This is a genomic window from Streptomyces sp. NPDC040545 (assembly GCF_055595065.1).
Genome location: NZ_JBVIWA010000007.1, coordinates 266,484 through 281,632, shown reverse-complemented (window position 1 = coordinate 281,632; position 15,149 = coordinate 266,484). Strand labels below are relative to the sequence as shown.

Genomic DNA, 15,149 nt, shown 5'->3' with positions numbered 1-15,149 from the left:
CTTTACGTGATTCCTGAGATTCTTAAGCTTCACAAGTTTGTGAAAGTAGCGTACGTTCGGAAGCATGACGAAGGCAATCAGCGTCGCCAGCCTCCACAAGGCATTCGGCCGCACCCGCGCACTGGACGGACTCGATCTCGCCGTCACCACCGGCGAGGTCCACGGTTTCCTCGGCCCCAACGGCGCCGGCAAGTCCACCACCATCCGGGTCCTGCTGGGCCTGCTGCGCGCCGACTCCGGCACCGCCGAGCTCCTCGGCGGCGACCCCTGGGCCGACGCGGTCGCCCTCCACCGCCGCGTCGCCTACGTCCCCGGCGACGTCACCCTGTGGCGCAATCTCTCCGGCGGCGAGGTCATAGACCTCTACGGACGCCTCCGCGGCGGCCTCGACAAGACCCGGCGCGCCGAACTCGTCGAGCGGTTCGAGCTGGACCCCACCAAGAAGGGGCGCACGTACTCCAAGGGCAACCGGCAGAAGGTCGCCCTCGTCGCCGCCTTCGCCTCCGACGTCGAACTGCTCGTCCTCGACGAACCCACCTCCGGCCTCGACCCGCTGATGGAGGAGGTCTTCCAGAGCTGTGTGGCCGAGGCGCGCGCCGCCGGACGCACCATCCTGCTCAGCTCGCACATCCTCAGCGAGGTCGAGACCCTCTGCGACCGGGTCAGCATCATCCGCAAGGGCCGCACCGTGGAGACCGGCACCCTCGCCGAGCTCCGCCACCTCACCCGTACGTCGATCAGCGCCGAGCTGGCCGCCCCGCCGAACGGCCTCGCACACCTGCCGGGCGTGTACGACGTCCAGGTGCAGGGGCTGAAGGTCCGTCTCCAGGCCGACACCGACAAGCTGGACGCGGTGCTCCGCTCCCTCACCGCGTCGGGCGTGCGGTCGCTGACCTCGACCCCGCCCACCCTCGAAGAGCTCTTCCTGCGTCACTACGGCGAAGAGGCGACCCGATGAACGACCAACTGGCCGGCACCGGGGCGCTGCTGCGGCTCGCCCTGCGCCGCGACCGCGTGATGATGCCGGTGTGGACGCTGCTCACCGCGCTCATGGTGGTGAGCATGCCCGGCTCGCTGGGCAGTGTGTATGCCACCGCCGCCGAACGCGCCCGGGCCGCCGCCTCGATGAACGCCAACAGCTCGATGCGCGCCCTGTACGGACCGGTCTTCGACGATTCGCTCGGCGCCCTGACCGCCTGGCGGGGCGGTGTCTACGCCGCCGTCCTCGCGGCCGCCATGAGCCTGATCATCGTCGTCCGGCACACCCGCGAGGAAGAGGAGACGGGCCGTCAGGAACTGCTCTCCGCCGCGATGGTGGGGCGACGGGCCCCGCTGACCGCCGCCCTGCTGGCCGCCCTCGTGGCCAACTCCTGTGTCGCCGTGCTCGTGGCCGGCGGTCTCGCGGGGCAGGGCGCGCCCGGCGCGGTCGCTCTCGGCCTGGCCGTCGCGGGCACCGGGATGCTCTTCGCCTGCACCGCCGCCATCGCCGCCCAGCTGACCGAGAGTGCCCGCGCCGCCAAGGGGATCACGGCCGCCGTGCTCGGCGCGGCCTTCGTCCTGAAGGCCGCGGGCGACGCCGGTACGGAGGGCGGTCGGTCGGCCCTGACCTGGGCCTCGCCGCTCGGCTGGGTGGAGAACGTACGGGCCTTCGCCGCCGAACGCTGGTGGGTGCTCCTCCTGTTCGCCGCCGCCGTCACGGTGCAGACGGGCGCCGCGTACGCCCTGGCCGGGCGCCGTGACCTGGGCATGAGCTTCCTGCCGTCGCGGCCGGGGCCGGCCGAGGGGCGCCTGGGCACGGCGGGTGCGCTGGCCTGGCGGCTGCAGCGCGGCAGCGTACTGGGCTGGAGTGCGGGCTTCCTGATCGCCGGGGTCGTCTTCGGCGGGATGGCGGACGGCGCCGCGGACCTGGTCGGCGACAACGACCGGACCCGCGAGATCATCGAGCGGATGGGCGGGCAGAGCGGGTCGGGTGCGCAGGGCGCGCAGGGTGCGCTCACCGACGCCTTCCTCGCCACGATGGCCGGCATGTTCGGCATGGTCGCCGCCCTGTACGCCGTCTCGGCCGTATTGCGCCTGGGCGGCGAGGAGTCGGGCGGGCGCGCGGAGCCGCTGCTCGCGAACGCGGTCGGCCGGCTGCGCTGGGCCGGCGGCCACCTGGCCGTGGCCTTCGGCGGCTCGGCGCTGATCCTGCTGCTGGCGGGCCTCGGTCTCGGCCTCGGGCACGGCCGGGAGCCGGGCGCGGCGATCGGCGCCACGCTCGCCCAGCTCCCGGCGGTATGGCTGATCGGGGCGCTGGCGGCGCTGCTGTACGGCGCGGTCCCGCAGTACGCGGCGGCCGCCTGGGCGGTGGCCGGGGGTGCGCTGGCCCTGGGCTGGGTCGGCCCGGCGCTGAACCTCCCGCAGGCCGTCCTGAACCTCTCGCCCTTCGCCCACCTGCCCCGGCTCCCGGGAGCGCAGGCCCTGGACCCGGCCCCGCTGCTGGCCCTGACGGCCCTGGCGGTGGCCCTGACGGCGGCGGGCCTCGGCGCCCTGCGCCGCCGCGACATGATCGCCTAGAACTCCACCAGCAGTTGCTCCAGCCCCCGGATGACGTACCCGTCCCGCCACTGCGGCTCCTCGACGAGCCGCAGCGGCGGGACTCCGTCCGCAAGCAGCGCCCCGAACGAGGCCTCCAACTCCCGCCGCGCCAGCGGCGCCCCGAGGCAGTAGTGGATCCCGGCCCCGAAGGTCAGGTGCGGGTTGTCGGCCCGTACGAGGTCCAGCGCGTCGGGATCGTCGAAGCGCGCGGGATCCCGGTTCGCAGAGCCGAAGAGCAGCGCGACCTCGGCCCCGCGGGGGACGACGGTGTCACCGATCCGGATGTCGTCGAGCACCCAGCGTTCGAACATCTGGAGAGGAGTGTCGTACCGCATGAGTTCATCCACAGCTGTGGACAACTTTTCGGGATCGCGGCTCGCGCGGAGCGCGGCGAGCTGCGCGGGGTTGCGGAACAGCGCCCACCAGCCGTTGACGGTCGTATTGACGGTGGCCTCGTGCCCGGCGTTCAGCAGCAGCACACAGGTGGAGATCATCTCCTGCTCGCTGAGCCGCCCCTCCTCATCGTGGGCGGCGATCAGCCCGGAGATCAAATCCTCCCCGGGGCGGCTCCGCCGCTCGGCGATCAGCCCCCGGAGGTAGGCGCTGAAGTCGACGCTCGCCCGCACCGCGCGCCGCGCCGTCTCCTCGTCCGGCCGGAGCTCGAACATCCCGCAGATGTCCGCCGACCAGGGCCGCAGCAACCCCCGGTCCGCCTCGGGCACGCCCAGCAGCTCCGCGATCACCGCCACCGGCAGCGGCTCGGCGACGACGGTGAGCAGATCCCCACCCCCGTCCGCACGCAGCCGCCCCACCAGCTCCCCGGCCAGCCGCTGCACCGCGGGCACGAGCCGCTCCACCGTCCGCGGCGTGAAGGCCTTCGCCACCAGCCTGCGCACCCGCGCGTGCGCGGGATCCTCCAGGTCCAGCAGGCCGTTGCCGTTGAGCACGTGGAAGGGCTCGTGCTCCGGCGGCGGCGCCTCGCGGCCGAACTCCTCGTGCGAGAACCGGTGGAGATAGGTCCGCCCCAGCCGCCGGTCCCGCAGCAGCGCACTCACATCGGCGTAGTGCGGCACCAGCCACTGCCCGGTGGCCCCGCACCACACGGCCCGCCCCTGCTCCCGCAACTCCCGGTACGCCGGATACGGATCGGCGACGAACGCGGCATCCCACGGATCAAAGCCCATCCCCGCACCCTAAAGGCAGCCGGGCCCGATCAGGCGGGTGTCACCAAGCGGGTCTCGTACGCGTACACGGCCGCCTGTGTCCGGTCCCGCAGTCCCAGTTTCACCAGGATCCGGCTCACATGCGTCTTGATGGTGGACTCGGCGACGACCAGCCGGTCGGCTATCTCCGCATTGGACAGCCCCTGCGCGATCAGTACCAGCACCTCCGTCTCCCGCTCCGTCAGCTCCCCCACACCCGCCGGGTCCGCCAGCTTGCGGGCCTCGGAGATCTTCGAGAACTCCACGATCAGCCGCTTGGTCACCGAGGGCGCCAGCAGGGCCTCCCCCGCCGCCACCACCCTGACCCCGTGGGCCAGCTGACGGGCCGACGCGTCCTTGAGCAGGAACCCGGAGGCCCCGGCCCGCAGCGCTTGGTACACGTACTCGTCGAGGTCGAAGGTCGTCAGGACCAGCACCTTCGCGTCCGTGTCGGCGGCCACGATCTCCCGCGTGGCCTCCAGCCCGTTCATCCGCGGCATCCGGATGTCCATCAGCACCACATCCGGCCGCAGCACCGCCACCTGCTCGATGGCCTCCCGGCCGTCGACCGCCTCGCCGACCACCTCGATGCCCTCCATCGCGTTCAGCAGAACGGAGAACCCCTCGCGCACCATCACCTGGTCGTCGACGATCAGGACCCTGATCGTCATACCGTCCCCTCCCGCGACTCCGCCGCCGGCTCCGCACGGTGGGGCACCGGTATGAACACCGCCACCTCGTACCCGCCCGCCGCCGTCCGGCCGGCCGTCATCTCGCCCTCCAGCATGGCCACCCGCTCCCGCATCCCGGTGATCCCGTGCCCGGCCCCCGGCGAGGGTCGCGCGTCCCCGGTCGCCCGGTCGTTGACGATCCGTATGCCCAGACCCCCCAGCACGTACGAGACCTCCACCTCGGCCGCGGCCCCCGGCGCGTGCCGCAGCGTGTTGCTGAGGGCCTCCTGGATGATCCGGTACGCCGACAGCTCCACGCCCTGCGGCAGCTCCCGCACCGAGCCCGTGATCGTCTTCTCCACGCTCAGACCGGCATCCCGCACATTGGCCAGCAGCCCCTCCAGCGAGGCCAGCGTCGGCTGCGGGGCGTCCGGTGCCTCGTAGTCCGCGGAGCGCACCACACCCAGCACCCGCCGCAGCTCCGTCAGAGCCGCCACCGCGTTCTCCCGGATGGTGACGAACGCCGCCTCCAGCTCCGGCGGCGGGTTCTTCACCCGGTACGGCGCGGCCTCCGCCTGGATCGCCACCACCGACATGTGGTGGGCCACCACGTCGTGCAACTCCCGCGCGATCGTGGTCCGCTCCTCCAGCAGTGTCCGCTTGTCCCGCTCGACGGCCGTGACCTCCTGCTGCGCGCTCACCTCGGCCCGCGCGTCACGGCGTATCCGGATACTGCCGGCGATCACCAGGGCGAAGGCCGAAGCCACCGCCATCTCGGGCAGGTTCGTCCCCCAATGGCCGCTGAACACCACGGAGATCGCCGATCCCAGTACGAGGGTGAGCGTCCACATCCAGGCCGCCACCCGGGCCCCGGTCCGCAGCGTGACGAGGAACATGACCACGATGTACGCGAAGAAACTGCTCTCGGTCCAGGGCCAGTCGTAGCCACTGTCGATGCCGGCCGTCACCAACGTCATCGCGATGGCCGCCCACCACGCGCCGACCGGCCGCACCAGCGTCATCATGACCGGGGCCGCGGAGAGCATCGCCACGGCTATCGGCCCCAGGTCGCCCCAGGCGGCCGACTGCGTGTTGAGCGCGGTCAGCCCGACGAGGAAGGCCAGGACCGCCACCGTCGCATGCCGCCGCCACGGCGCGTACCGGCGCAGAACGCCGGGAAGCCGGCGCACGAAGCGCCCGGAGGTCTCCGCCAGGGGCAGCGGCCGGTAGGCCAAGGCATCGGTGACGAGATCCCGGCGAAGGGTCGCGATCACCTCAGATGCCAGTCGGAACTCAGGTGCCCGGGATGTCCCCCCGGTGGTCGTCTCGGTCATACACACCACCGTAGGTCCGTACCGGCGTCGTCCGCGTCGCCGCTGATGGGGATTTCCCCGGGTCCCTCTCAAGTACTACCCGGGCCCGCTCAGTAGCCCGTCGGGCGGATCAGACCCGTCTCGTACGCGAACACAGCGGCCTGCGTACGGTCCCGCAGCCCCAGCTTCACCAGGATCCGGCTCACATGCGTCTTCACCGTCTGCTCGGCCAGCACCAGGTGCTCCGAGATCTCGGCGTTCGACAGGCCCTGGGCGATCAGCGACAGCACCTCCGTCTCCCGCTCGGTCAGCGCCTCGATCCTGGCCCGCGACGGCGCGCGCGGAGCCCCCAGCCGGGAGAACTCCGTGATCAGCCGCTTCGTGATGTTCGGCGAGAGCAGCGCCTCGCCGGCCGCCACCACCCGCACCGCCTCGGCGAGCTGGTCGGCGGACGCGTCCTTGAGCAGGAACCCGGAGGCCCCGGCCCGCAGCGCCTCGTACACGTACTCGTCGAGATCGAAGGTGGTCAGCACCAGCACCTTCACAGCGGCGTCCGGAACCGCGGTGATCACGGACGTGGCCTCGATCCCGCCCATTCCCGGCATCCGGATGTCCATCAGCACCACGTCCGGAGCCAGCTCGGCGACCTTCGCCACCGCGTCCGCCCCGTCCACCGCCTGCCCCACGACCTCTATGTCGGGCTGCGCGTTGAGAAGCACGGTGAAGCCCTGCCGGACCATCATCTGGTCGTCGGCGATCATCACCTTGATCGGGGTGCTCATGAGGCCCTCTTCGTCTCGGGGTGGGGGACCGCGGGCAGGTCCTGCGGATCCATCGGGAGTACGGCGCTCACCTCGTACCCCCCGTCGGGGCGCGGGCCGGCGGCCAGTTCGCCCCCCAGCATGCCTGCCCGCTCCCGCATCCCCAGCAGCCCGTGCCCGGCACCGGGCGAGGGCGGGGCCGACCGGGTCGGCGCGCTGTTCGCGACGCACAGGTGCAGATCACGCGGCCCGTACACGATGCCCACCTCCACCCGCGAACCGGGCGCATGGCGCAGAGCGTTGCTCAGCGCCTCCTGCACGATCCGGTACGCGGTGAGCTCCACGCCCGGGGTCAGCGGCCGCCGTATCCCCGCGATCTCGGTCGTCACGTCCAGGCCGGCCCCCCGCACGTTGTCCACGAGGCCTTCCAGCTCGCCGAGGGTGGGCTGCGGATGATGGGGGTTCGCGGGATCGTCGGGCCGCTCGGACCGCAGCACGCCCAGCACCCGCCGCAGCTCCGTCAGTGCCTCCAGCGCGTTCTCCCGGATGCCGGCCAGATTCTCCTTGAGCTCCTCGGACGGGTTCTCCACCAGGTGCGGGGCGACCTGCGCCTGGATGGAGATCACCGACATGTGGTGGGCGACGACGTCGTGCAGTTCGCGGGCGATCCGGCTGCGCTCCTCCAGCAGGGTGCGCCGGGCCCGCTCCTCCTCGGTGAGGGTCTCCTGCTCGACGAGTTTGCCCCGGGCGAGGCGGGTGGCCCGCAGGGCGTAGCCGAGGATCCCCACGAACCCGAAGAGGATGGCCACGCCCGCGATGATCGTCTGGCTGTGCGGCGGTCTGAGGACGGCCTCGGCCAGTCCGGAGAGGGAGAGCGTGATGCCGATGACCCAGACGGTCACCCGGGGCGGCACCCGGAGGGCGACCATCAGGATCAGGGGCGCGAGCGTGAACGGCCCGGCGGCCGTCCAGGGCCAGGACTGACCGTGACCGACGTGGTCGTGGATGACCCAGGCGACGAGAGCCGCGGTGACGAGGCCGAGCCACCAGGCGGCGATCGGCCGGAACATGCTGAGCAGGACGGACGCGGACGTCAGCAGCGACAGCCCCAGCACGGCCGAACCGAACACCCCGTAATGGTCGTTCAGCTGCATCCCGGTCAGGACGCCGCAGGGAATGGCCACGTAGCAGAGGACCACGTGCGGCAGCCACGCCAGCCAGCGCGGCCGCGACATCTTCGGCAGGGGATCCCGCCGCAGGGTGAACAACTCCCGGGCCAGGCCGCGCGGCAGGCGGGTGCGGACGTCGGCGGCGGGTGGCTCGGGCTGCTGGTTCACGCCGTCCAGGCTAAGGCGGCCCCTAGACATGGATGATCTCCTCGGCGGGGTCGGTCGCGGGGCGGGGGACGGCGGCGGTACGGGCGGTACGGGACGGCTTCGGACGGCGGGCGGCCTGCTCATGGATACGGAACGCGGCCCAGCAGAGCGACAGCGCGGCGGCGAACACGGGCAGCCACAGCAGCCGGGCCGCTATCCAGCCCACCGAGTCGGGCACCGTGTGCAGACCGGGCAGGTCGGCCGAGGCCAGCAGGCCGAGGGCGGTGACGGCCATCATGGCGGTCTGGTGCCACAGGAAGACGGTCATGGCGGAGAGGTTCACCAGGGCCACCTTCGCCCAGGCCGTCGGCCGTCGCATTGCCCGGGCCAGCGGCTCGCGCACCAGGAGGGCCAGCCCGCACTGGGCCAGCCCGAAGGCGACCGCGGCCAGCGTCGGCGGGTTCAGATTCGATACGGCGGCACCGGGGACACCCACCATCGATGCCGGGTACCCGCCCCAGAGGATCAGCGCGGCGGTGGCCAGGACGCCCGTGCCGAGCAGGAGCAGCGCCCGGCCGCGCCGGGAGAACGCCCCGCGGGACCAGGCGGCGCCCAGGGTGAAGGGCACAAGCCAGCCCGCGGCCACATTGACCCAGCCGATCCACTCGGGGCCCTGAAACCCGAAGCGCCACACATCGACGGCAGCGACCACGGCCAGCGGCCACAGCGGGTTGAGCCGGGCCACGAGCGGGGTCGCTGCGGTGAGCGCGGCGAACACCAGCAGGAACCACAGCGGCGACAGCACCAGCTTGACCAGCGACCGGACGGTGTCGAACTCCGCCCCGCCGATCAGCATCCCGCCCGCGACGACCGCCCAGAGCGCCAGCACCGCGGCGACCGGCCGGAACAGCCGTCCCAGTCGCTGCCCGGCCCACGCGCCGTACGAGAGGCCGCGCTCGCGCGCCGACGCGTACCCGTGGGCGGCGACATGGCCGCCCACCAGGAAGAAGACGGACAGCGTCTGGAACACCCAGGACACCGGGGCCAGCCACGGCATGTGCGCCAGCGGGCTGGTGGTGGTCAGAGCGCCGTCGCGTGCGGTCAGCGCGGTGACCAGCCAGTGGCCGAGGACCACGCCGAGGATCGCGAAGGCCCGCAGTGCGTCCACGGCCCGGTCACGGCCGGCCGGGGTGGCGGCGTCGATGTCCGCGGCCAGGGTGGACCAGCGGGCGCGGAGCTCAACCATGGTCGGCCTCCGGAGCGGGGGTGGTGCCGAGGACGATGGCGGCCAGGCTGTCGAGGGACTCGGTGCCCGGCTTGAGGTAGTCGCTGTGCCCGACGGCGCCGGCGGCGAAGGCCCGGGCGCCGAAGGCGGGATCGACCGGGTCGGTGCCGAAACCGATCCCGCCGAGCCGGACATGCGGGACGCTGCCTATCCAGTCGCCGCTGCCCCGGCCTGCCCAGACCCGGGCCCCGGTCGGCAGCTCACGGGCGGATCCGGCCCCGGTGCCCGGGCTGCCGAACAGCACCACGTCACTGACCGCGGACCCGGTGGCGGTCCGGGCGCAGACCACGGAGCCATAGGAGTGGCACAGCAGGGAGAGCTGGGCGCCGGGACCCGATATGCCGCGCAACCGCTCCAGGAAGGGCGCCAGTTCGGCAGCGGCCGCGTCGGCCCGGCCGGCGCTCAGCACGGTGGTGCTCACCGTGCCGGGGGTGTCGTACCCGAGCCAGGCGATCACGGCGGAGCGCGGATGCTCCGCCTGCAGACGCTGCTGGAGGGAGACGGCCCCGGCACGGAACCGCTCGTAGGTGTCCAGTGTCGTGTCGGACCCGGGCACCAGGACGGCCACCCGGTCGGCGCTCTCCAGCTCGCCGAACACCTCGACGGCGCGGCCCCTGCCGCGGCCGTCGAAGGTGAGGAACTGGGCTGCCCCGGCCGCCCCCATGGCGCGCAGCCTGGCTGCGCGGCCGGGGCGGTCGGCGTCCTCGGCGGTACGGGCCGCCTCGGCGAGGTTGGCACTGTTGGCGGCGTACCGGCTCCGGGGCGTGGCGCCCTCCGAGAACGTGGCGGGCGCGGGGGCCGGGACGTTGGGGGAGGCCGCGGCGGACACGGGGACCACCACGGCCGCGGCGACCAGAGCGGCCAGCAGGCCGCGGCGCAGCCGGCCGCCGCCGGACCCCGGCCTCCCCGTGGCGAGCGCCGTGCCCGCACCGCCGGTCCTTCCCGTGGTCCCGGTCTGCGGCCCTGTCCCCGTCTGCGGCCCCGTGCCTGTCCCCGTCCCCGCTGCCATGGTCCTCTTCCTCCGGTCGCCGGAAGAGCCGTGAACGCTCTTCTCTGCTACCGAAGTTAGAAATCCGGACCCGTGGTCGGCGTCACGCCATGGAGCCGTGTTCGCGCGTAGCTCTCAGGTATGACGGGGGATACCTGCGAGGCAGGGCAACGACCGTCACGACGCCACGACCGTCACGACGTCACGTCGTCGCCACCCGCACACCGAAGCCGATCAGGACGACACCCGTCGTCCGGTCCAGTGCCCGCCGGACCCGCGGCCGCGCGAAGAACCGCCCGGCGCGCGACAGCACGTACACGTCCGTGCCCAGTCAGACCACCGTCAGCAAGACATGGACCAGGACCAGCAGCGCCATGCCGACCGCCGACCGCGGGCCCGGCGGGACGAGGGCGGGACGAGGGCGGGCAGCAGCCCCGTGTAGAAGACGGCGATCTTGGGACCCCGGGCTCCGCCGGCACCGCGCCCGGCCTCAGCAGGGCCTGGAGGCCGGGCCAGCACAGAGGGGCGAGCGCCAGGACCCCGGTCGCGCCGAGAAGAGCGGTGAGCGCGCGGCTCAGTCTGCCACCAGGGGTTCGACGTAGCCCGCCCGCCAGCGCGGTGCCGGGTCCTGGCCGGGGCTGGTCCAGTACTCCCTCGCCCCCACGATCTCCCCGTCGCGCACGGTCCAGAGGGAGACGGCCCGGTAGACGACGTGGTCCTGAGGTATCTCCACCTCGGTGACCACGAGGTTTCCGTCGGCCAGGATCCGCAGCAGTTCCACGGATCTCTCGTCCGCGTCGCCGTCGTCGCTGTTCACGGCTATGAAGTTGGCGCGCCCCACGATGCGCTCACCGCTCACGGGCCATTCGATGACCGCGTCCTCGGCGATGAGCCCGGCCACGCCGTCCCAGTCGCGTGCCCCGATCCGCTCCCACAGTCGTGCCACTACCGTCAACGGCTCCATGTGCCGCAGTGTCCGACAGCCCCGTTGTACGTAACAAGCTTTGCCTGCAGGCTTATTGACCTCGACACAATCGCTCGTGGCGGTCCTTCGGGACGCAGGCAGAGGACAGAAGAGGGCCGGCTGAGTGCCGCGGGCGCTGCCGTCCGGTGTCGGTTCACTCCGGCGCGGGTGCGGGAACGGCGGCGGACGGCGCGGCGGATTCCAGCGCGTCCAGCGCCGTGGCCAGCCGTTCCAGGGCGCGGACCGTCTCCGCGAAGGCGGCATCGCCCAGCTCGGCGGTGAGGCGGGCCGCCAGGGCCGCGTGGCCCGGGCCGATCCGGTCCACCGCGCCCCGCCCCTCCTCGGTGGGCCGCAGCAGCTTCGCCCGCCGGTGGGCGGGGTTCGGGGCGTACTCCGCCAGGCCCTTGGCGACCAGCAGGTCCGCGATGCGCTGCACGCTCTGCCGGGTGATGCCCATGTTCCGGGCGATGCCCGCGACGGGCAGTGGCTCCCTCAGTACGGCGCCCAGGACCTGCCACCAGGCGGCCGTGAGCCCGGCCGGCCTGGCCAGCTCTTCCGAGATGGCGAGGAACTGGCCGTTCAGCCGGAACACCCCGAGCGCGGTGCGGCTCAGCAGGTCCTGCGGGGTACGGGCCTCCTTGAGGTCCCCGACGTCCCCGAGGCCGACGAGATCCCCGACATCCCCGATATCCCCGACGTCCCCGACACCACCCGCCTCCCCGACGCTTCCGGCGGGCAGCGGCTCGTGCGTCGCCTCACGCGTCGCCTCACGCGTCGCCTCACGCATCGCCGGCCGCCGATGCCGCCATCAGGACCGGGTACGCGCTGACGTCCGAGTCATGGAAGAGCCCGTACCAGGCGTCCAGGACCTCCGGCTTGTAGACGTCCAGGCGGGCGAAGACCTCGCGGGCGAAGGCCACCGGCTCCGTCGGCCCCGCCGTGATCAGGTCGCCGTCGGTGACCGCGTCGGCCTCGACGTAGTTCTCGGCGCCCCCGTAGCCGGGCTGCTCGGCCAGGTAGAAGGAGGCGGCGCTGGTGTGGGTCCGGCCGTCCAGCAGGCCCTCGCGGGCGAGGCCGGCGGTGGCTCCGCAGATCGCCGCGACCGGCACTCCGGCGGCCAGGAACTCCCTCGCCTTGGCCGCGAACGGCGTCAGGTCGTCGCTCGTGTCCCACAGGGACGCGCCCGTGAGGATCAGCAGCGAGGAGTCCTCCGGTCGCAGGTCGGCCAGGGCCAGATCAGGCTGGATGCGGACGCCGCCCATGGTGGTGACCGGCTGTGCGGCACTCATGCCGACGGTGCGTACGGTGTGGCCGCGCTGGGTGAGGTGCGCGGTGGTGTGGCCGGTCTCCCAGTCCGCGTACGTGTCGTAGACCGCGAGGTGGACGGGCTTGCGCGGGGTCTCGCTCATGGTGCTTTCGCCTCCAGCGTGGTTCCTGCCTATGACAATAGGCTGTCATAACGACAGGATGCTGTCAATCTCCCGCGGGGTTCGAGCCCCCTCGCAGACAGACTGCCGAGAGCGGCCCCCCACCCCCATACAGTCCGCCGATATCCCGCCCCACCTGCGCACTTCTAGCGTGACGACATGACCCCTCATGTCACCTCGCACACCCTTGCCGCCGTGAAGGACGCAGATCGGAAGCACGTCTTCCACTCCTGGTCCGCCCAGGCCCTGATCGACCCCCTCGCCGTCGCCGGGGCCGAGGGGTCGTACTTCTGGGACTATGAAGGCAAGCGGTTCCTCGACTTCTCCTCCCAGCTGGTCAACACCAACATCGGCCACCAGCACCCCAAGGTCGTCGCCGCGATCCAGGAGCAGGCCGCCCGGCTCTGCACCCTCGCGCCCGGCTTCGCCGTCGACGTCCGCTCCGAGGCCGCACGCCTCATCGCCGAGCGGACCCCGGGCGACCTGGACAAGATCTTCTTCACCAACGGCGGCGCCGAGGCCGTCGAGAACGCCGTGCGCATGGCCCGTCTGCACACGGGCCGCGCCAAGGTGCTCTCCACCTACCGCTCCTACCACGGGGCCACCGCCGCCGCGATCAACCTGACCGGCGACCCGCGCCGCTGGCCCTCCGACACGGCCGCCGCCGGCGTCGTGCACTTCTGGGGCCCGTACCTGTACCGCTCCGCCTTCCACGCCACCACCGAGGCCGAGGAATGCGCCCGCGCCCTCGCCCACCTCGCCGACACCATCGCCTTCGAGGGGCCGCAGACCATTGCGGCGATCATCCTGGAGAGCGTGCCCGGCACCGCCGGCATCATGACCCCGCCCGCCGGTTACCTCGCGGGCGTGCGCGAGCTCTGCGACCGCCACGGCATCGTCTTCATCCTGGACGAGGTCATGTCCGGCTTCGGCCGCACCGGCAAGTGGTTCGCGGCCGACCACTGGGGCGTCACCCCCGACCTGATCACCTTCGCCAAGGGCGTGAACAGCGGCTACGTCCCGCTCGGCGGCGTGGCCATCTCGGCCGCCATCGCCGAGACCTTCGCCACCCGCCCCTACCCGGGCGGACTGACGTACTCCGGCCACCCGCTGGCCTGCGCCGCCGCCGTCGCGACGATCAACACGATGGAGGAGGAGGGCATCGTCGAGCACGCCGCCCACCTCGGTGAGAACGTGATCGGCCCCGCGCTGGCCGAGATCGCCGAGCGCCACCCCTCGGTCGGTGAGGTCCGCGGGCTGGGCACCTTCTGGGCCCTGGAACTCGTACGGGACAAGCAGACGCGTGAGCCGCTGGTGCCGTACAACGCGGCCGGCGCGGACAACGCGCCGATGGCCGAGTTCGCGGCGGCCTGCAAGGCGTCGGGTCTGTGGCCCTTCGTGAACATGAACCGCACCCACGTGGTCCCGCCCTGCAACGTCACGGAGGCGGAGGCCAAGGAGGGCCTGGTCCTGCTGGACGAGGCGCTGACCGTCGCCGACCGCCACACCACGGCCGGCTAGTGCTGTGACCGGGAAGGTTCACCGGGTCACGACGCCCGGCACGGCGCCTCGCCGCGTTGTCGGACCGCGCAAGTACGTCCAGTACGAGCCGCGGTCCTCCGCCTTGCGATCCACCGCACCGGACGACGCGACCCGGCAAACCTTCCCGGCCACAGCACTAGGCCCTGTCGTCAAAGTCCCGTCGGGCCCGCGACGCCACTTTGACGACAGGACCCAGACCCGCCCCCGCAGGGGGAGGGCGGGTCGGCATCCGTCACGACATCCGCACCCGGACACCGGGTGCGGATGTCGGATATCGGTTGGCTACCGATCGGTTTTCAGCCGCTCTGTCTGGCCTATGGTGTCCCGAAGCTCTACGACAGGAGACGGACCCTTATGCCAGGCAGCGGAGCTGTCACCCGCAACACACTTCGCCAGCAGATCGCGGACGCGCTGCGTGACGAGGTGCTCGCGGGACGCCTGCCTCCGGGGACCGAGTTCACCGTCAAGCAGATCGCCGAGCAGTACGAGGTCTCCGCGACCCCGGTGCGCGAGGCGCTCGTGGACCTCTCGGCCCAAGGGCTGCTCGAACTCGTCCAGCACCGCGGCTTCCGCGTGCGGATCTTCTCCGTGGACGACTTCCGGGGCATGGTCGAGGCCCGCTCGCTCGTCGTGGACGGGATCTTCCGCCGCCTCGCCGAGCGCGGCACCGCCCCCGGCTCCGGCGAGCTGCTCGTCTCGGTGCGCCGCCGGGGCGAGGAGGCCCGGCGGGCCGCGCAGAGCGGTTCCCTCGAAGTGCTGATCGGCTACGACCTGCGCTTCTGGCGGGAGCTGAGCGGGCTGGTCGCCAACACCTACATCTCCGAGTTCCTGCACCGCATCCGCGTGCAGTGCTGGGTCTTCGCCGTCCCCCACCTCCAGCGCGAGCCGCAGCTGCGGGCGGCGCTGTGGGACGGTCACAGCGAGCTGGTGGACGCGGTGACGCTGGCCGACGCGGACGCGGTGCTCGGGATCGTCCGCGGATACAACGAGCACTCCCTGGCCTGGGCCGCGCGCCTCTGAGGCTTCAGGGGAGCCCAGGTTCTGCGCACCCCTTCGCGGAGGGTGTCCGGCCCACTACGCTGGCCGGATCGGCGACATCGACT

At 72.3% G+C, this 15,149-nt stretch carries 14 protein-coding genes; 4 read left to right on the top strand and 10 right to left on the bottom strand.

Annotated features, from left to right (window positions below; translation table 11 throughout):
* Positions 1-64: 64 nt before the first annotated feature.
* Positions 65-958 (top strand): ABC transporter ATP-binding protein, encoded by an 894-nt coding sequence (locus ACZ573_RS17170; protein ID WP_471304594.1) that lies wholly within the window; start codon positions 65-67, stop codon positions 956-958.
* Positions 955-2,556 carry an ABC transporter permease gene (locus ACZ573_RS17165; RefSeq protein WP_471304592.1) on the top strand — a complete coding sequence of 534 codons (1,602 nt, stop codon included), beginning with the start codon at positions 955-957 and terminating at the stop codon, positions 2,554-2,556. The genes ACZ573_RS17170 and ACZ573_RS17165 overlap by 4 nt, the downstream gene beginning before the upstream one ends.
* On the opposite strand, the gene ACZ573_RS17160 is transcribed toward ACZ573_RS17165, so the two are convergent.
* From ACZ573_RS17160 to ACZ573_RS17115, 10 genes are all read right to left on the bottom strand, one after another.
* On the bottom strand, positions 2,553-3,761 hold the full coding sequence (locus ACZ573_RS17160) for a cytochrome P450 (RefSeq protein ID WP_471304589.1): 1,209 nt from the start codon (positions 3,759-3,761) through the stop codon (positions 2,553-2,555). The two genes, ACZ573_RS17165 and ACZ573_RS17160, sit on opposite strands and share 4 nt — an antisense overlap.
* Positions 3,762-3,790: 29 nt before the next feature.
* A complete protein-coding gene (locus tag ACZ573_RS17155; RefSeq protein WP_471304586.1) occupies positions 3,791-4,450 on the bottom strand; it encodes a response regulator in 660 nt (219 codons plus the stop codon).
* Positions 4,447-5,724, bottom strand: a complete 1,278-nt coding sequence (locus tag ACZ573_RS17150; protein ID WP_471304584.1) for a sensor histidine kinase — start codon at positions 5,722-5,724, stop codon at positions 4,447-4,449. Before ACZ573_RS17150 ends, ACZ573_RS17155 begins: the two co-directional genes overlap by 4 nt.
* 149 nt (positions 5,725-5,873) lie before the next feature.
* Positions 5,874-6,545, bottom strand: a complete 672-nt coding sequence (locus ACZ573_RS17145; protein WP_030383691.1) for a response regulator — start codon at positions 6,543-6,545, stop codon at positions 5,874-5,876.
* Positions 6,542-7,861: a sensor histidine kinase gene (locus tag ACZ573_RS17140; RefSeq protein WP_471304582.1), complete on the bottom strand. Its 1,320-nt coding sequence runs from the start codon at positions 7,859-7,861 to the stop codon at positions 6,542-6,544. The genes ACZ573_RS17145 and ACZ573_RS17140 overlap by 4 nt, the downstream gene beginning before the upstream one ends.
* A gap of 22 nt (positions 7,862-7,883) precedes the next feature.
* Positions 7,884-9,086, bottom strand: a complete 1,203-nt coding sequence (locus ACZ573_RS17135) for an acyltransferase family protein (RefSeq protein WP_471304579.1) — start codon at positions 9,084-9,086, stop codon at positions 7,884-7,886.
* The gene (locus tag ACZ573_RS17130) at positions 9,079-10,134 is read right to left on the bottom strand and encodes an alpha/beta hydrolase (RefSeq protein ID WP_471304578.1); all 1,056 of its coding nucleotides are present in this window, start codon (positions 10,132-10,134) and stop codon (positions 9,079-9,081) included. Before ACZ573_RS17130 ends, ACZ573_RS17135 begins: the two co-directional genes overlap by 8 nt.
* A gap of 553 nt (positions 10,135-10,687) precedes the next feature.
* The gene (locus ACZ573_RS17125) at positions 10,688-11,077 is read right to left on the bottom strand and encodes a nuclear transport factor 2 family protein (protein WP_471304575.1); all 390 of its coding nucleotides are present in this window, start codon (positions 11,075-11,077) and stop codon (positions 10,688-10,690) included.
* A 154-nt stretch (positions 11,078-11,231) separates the two neighbouring features.
* Complete coding sequence (locus tag ACZ573_RS17120; protein WP_471304667.1) at positions 11,232-11,693, bottom strand: MarR family winged helix-turn-helix transcriptional regulator; 462 nt, start codon at positions 11,691-11,693, stop codon at positions 11,232-11,234.
* Between the two features lie 163 nt (positions 11,694-11,856).
* Complete coding sequence (locus ACZ573_RS17115) at positions 11,857-12,486, bottom strand: DJ-1/PfpI family protein (RefSeq protein ID WP_471304573.1); 630 nt, start codon at positions 12,484-12,486, stop codon at positions 11,857-11,859.
* Between the two features lie 177 nt (positions 12,487-12,663).
* Between ACZ573_RS17115 and ACZ573_RS17110 the strand changes: the two genes are divergently transcribed.
* Together ACZ573_RS17110 and ACZ573_RS17105 are read left to right on the top strand one after the other, a co-directional pair.
* Positions 12,664-14,025, top strand: coding sequence for an aminotransferase class III-fold pyridoxal phosphate-dependent enzyme (locus ACZ573_RS17110; RefSeq protein ID WP_471304571.1), 1,362 nt, complete (start codon positions 12,664-12,666; stop codon positions 14,023-14,025).
* Positions 14,026-14,400: 375 nt separating this feature from the next.
* Entirely contained in the window at positions 14,401-15,066 is a 666-nt protein-coding gene (locus ACZ573_RS17105; protein WP_471304567.1) for a GntR family transcriptional regulator, read from the top strand.
* Positions 15,067-15,149 lie beyond the last annotated feature (83 nt).

Bases quoted from the DNA above. Each gene is read 5' to 3' on its own strand.
- ACZ573_RS17170 (WP_471304594.1), top strand. From the start codon at position 65: ATGACGAAGGCAATCAGCGTCGCCAGCCTCCACAAGGCATTCGGCCGC.
- ACZ573_RS17165 (WP_471304592.1), top strand. From the start codon at position 955: ATGAACGACCAACTGGCCGGCACCGGGGCGCTGCTGCGGCTCGCCCTG.
- ACZ573_RS17160 (WP_471304589.1), bottom strand. From the start codon at position 3,761: ATGGGCTTTGATCCGTGGGATGCCGCGTTCGTCGCCGATCCGTATCCG.
- ACZ573_RS17155 (WP_471304586.1), bottom strand. From the start codon at position 4,450: ATGACGATCAGGGTCCTGATCGTCGACGACCAGGTGATGGTGCGCGAG.
- ACZ573_RS17145 (WP_030383691.1), bottom strand. From the start codon at position 6,545: ATGAGCACCCCGATCAAGGTGATGATCGCCGACGACCAGATGATGGTC.
- ACZ573_RS17135 (WP_471304579.1), bottom strand. From the start codon at position 9,086: ATGGTTGAGCTCCGCGCCCGCTGGTCCACCCTGGCCGCGGACATCGAC.
- ACZ573_RS17130 (WP_471304578.1), bottom strand. From the start codon at position 10,134: ATGGCAGCGGGGACGGGGACAGGCACGGGGCCGCAGACGGGGACAGGG.
- ACZ573_RS17125 (WP_471304575.1), bottom strand. From the start codon at position 11,077: ATGGAGCCGTTGACGGTAGTGGCACGACTGTGGGAGCGGATCGGGGCA.
- ACZ573_RS17115 (WP_471304573.1), bottom strand. From the start codon at position 12,486: ATGAGCGAGACCCCGCGCAAGCCCGTCCACCTCGCGGTCTACGACACG.
- ACZ573_RS17110 (WP_471304571.1), top strand. From the start codon at position 12,664: ATGACCCCTCATGTCACCTCGCACACCCTTGCCGCCGTGAAGGACGCA.
- ACZ573_RS17105 (WP_471304567.1), top strand. From the start codon at position 14,401: ATGCCAGGCAGCGGAGCTGTCACCCGCAACACACTTCGCCAGCAGATC.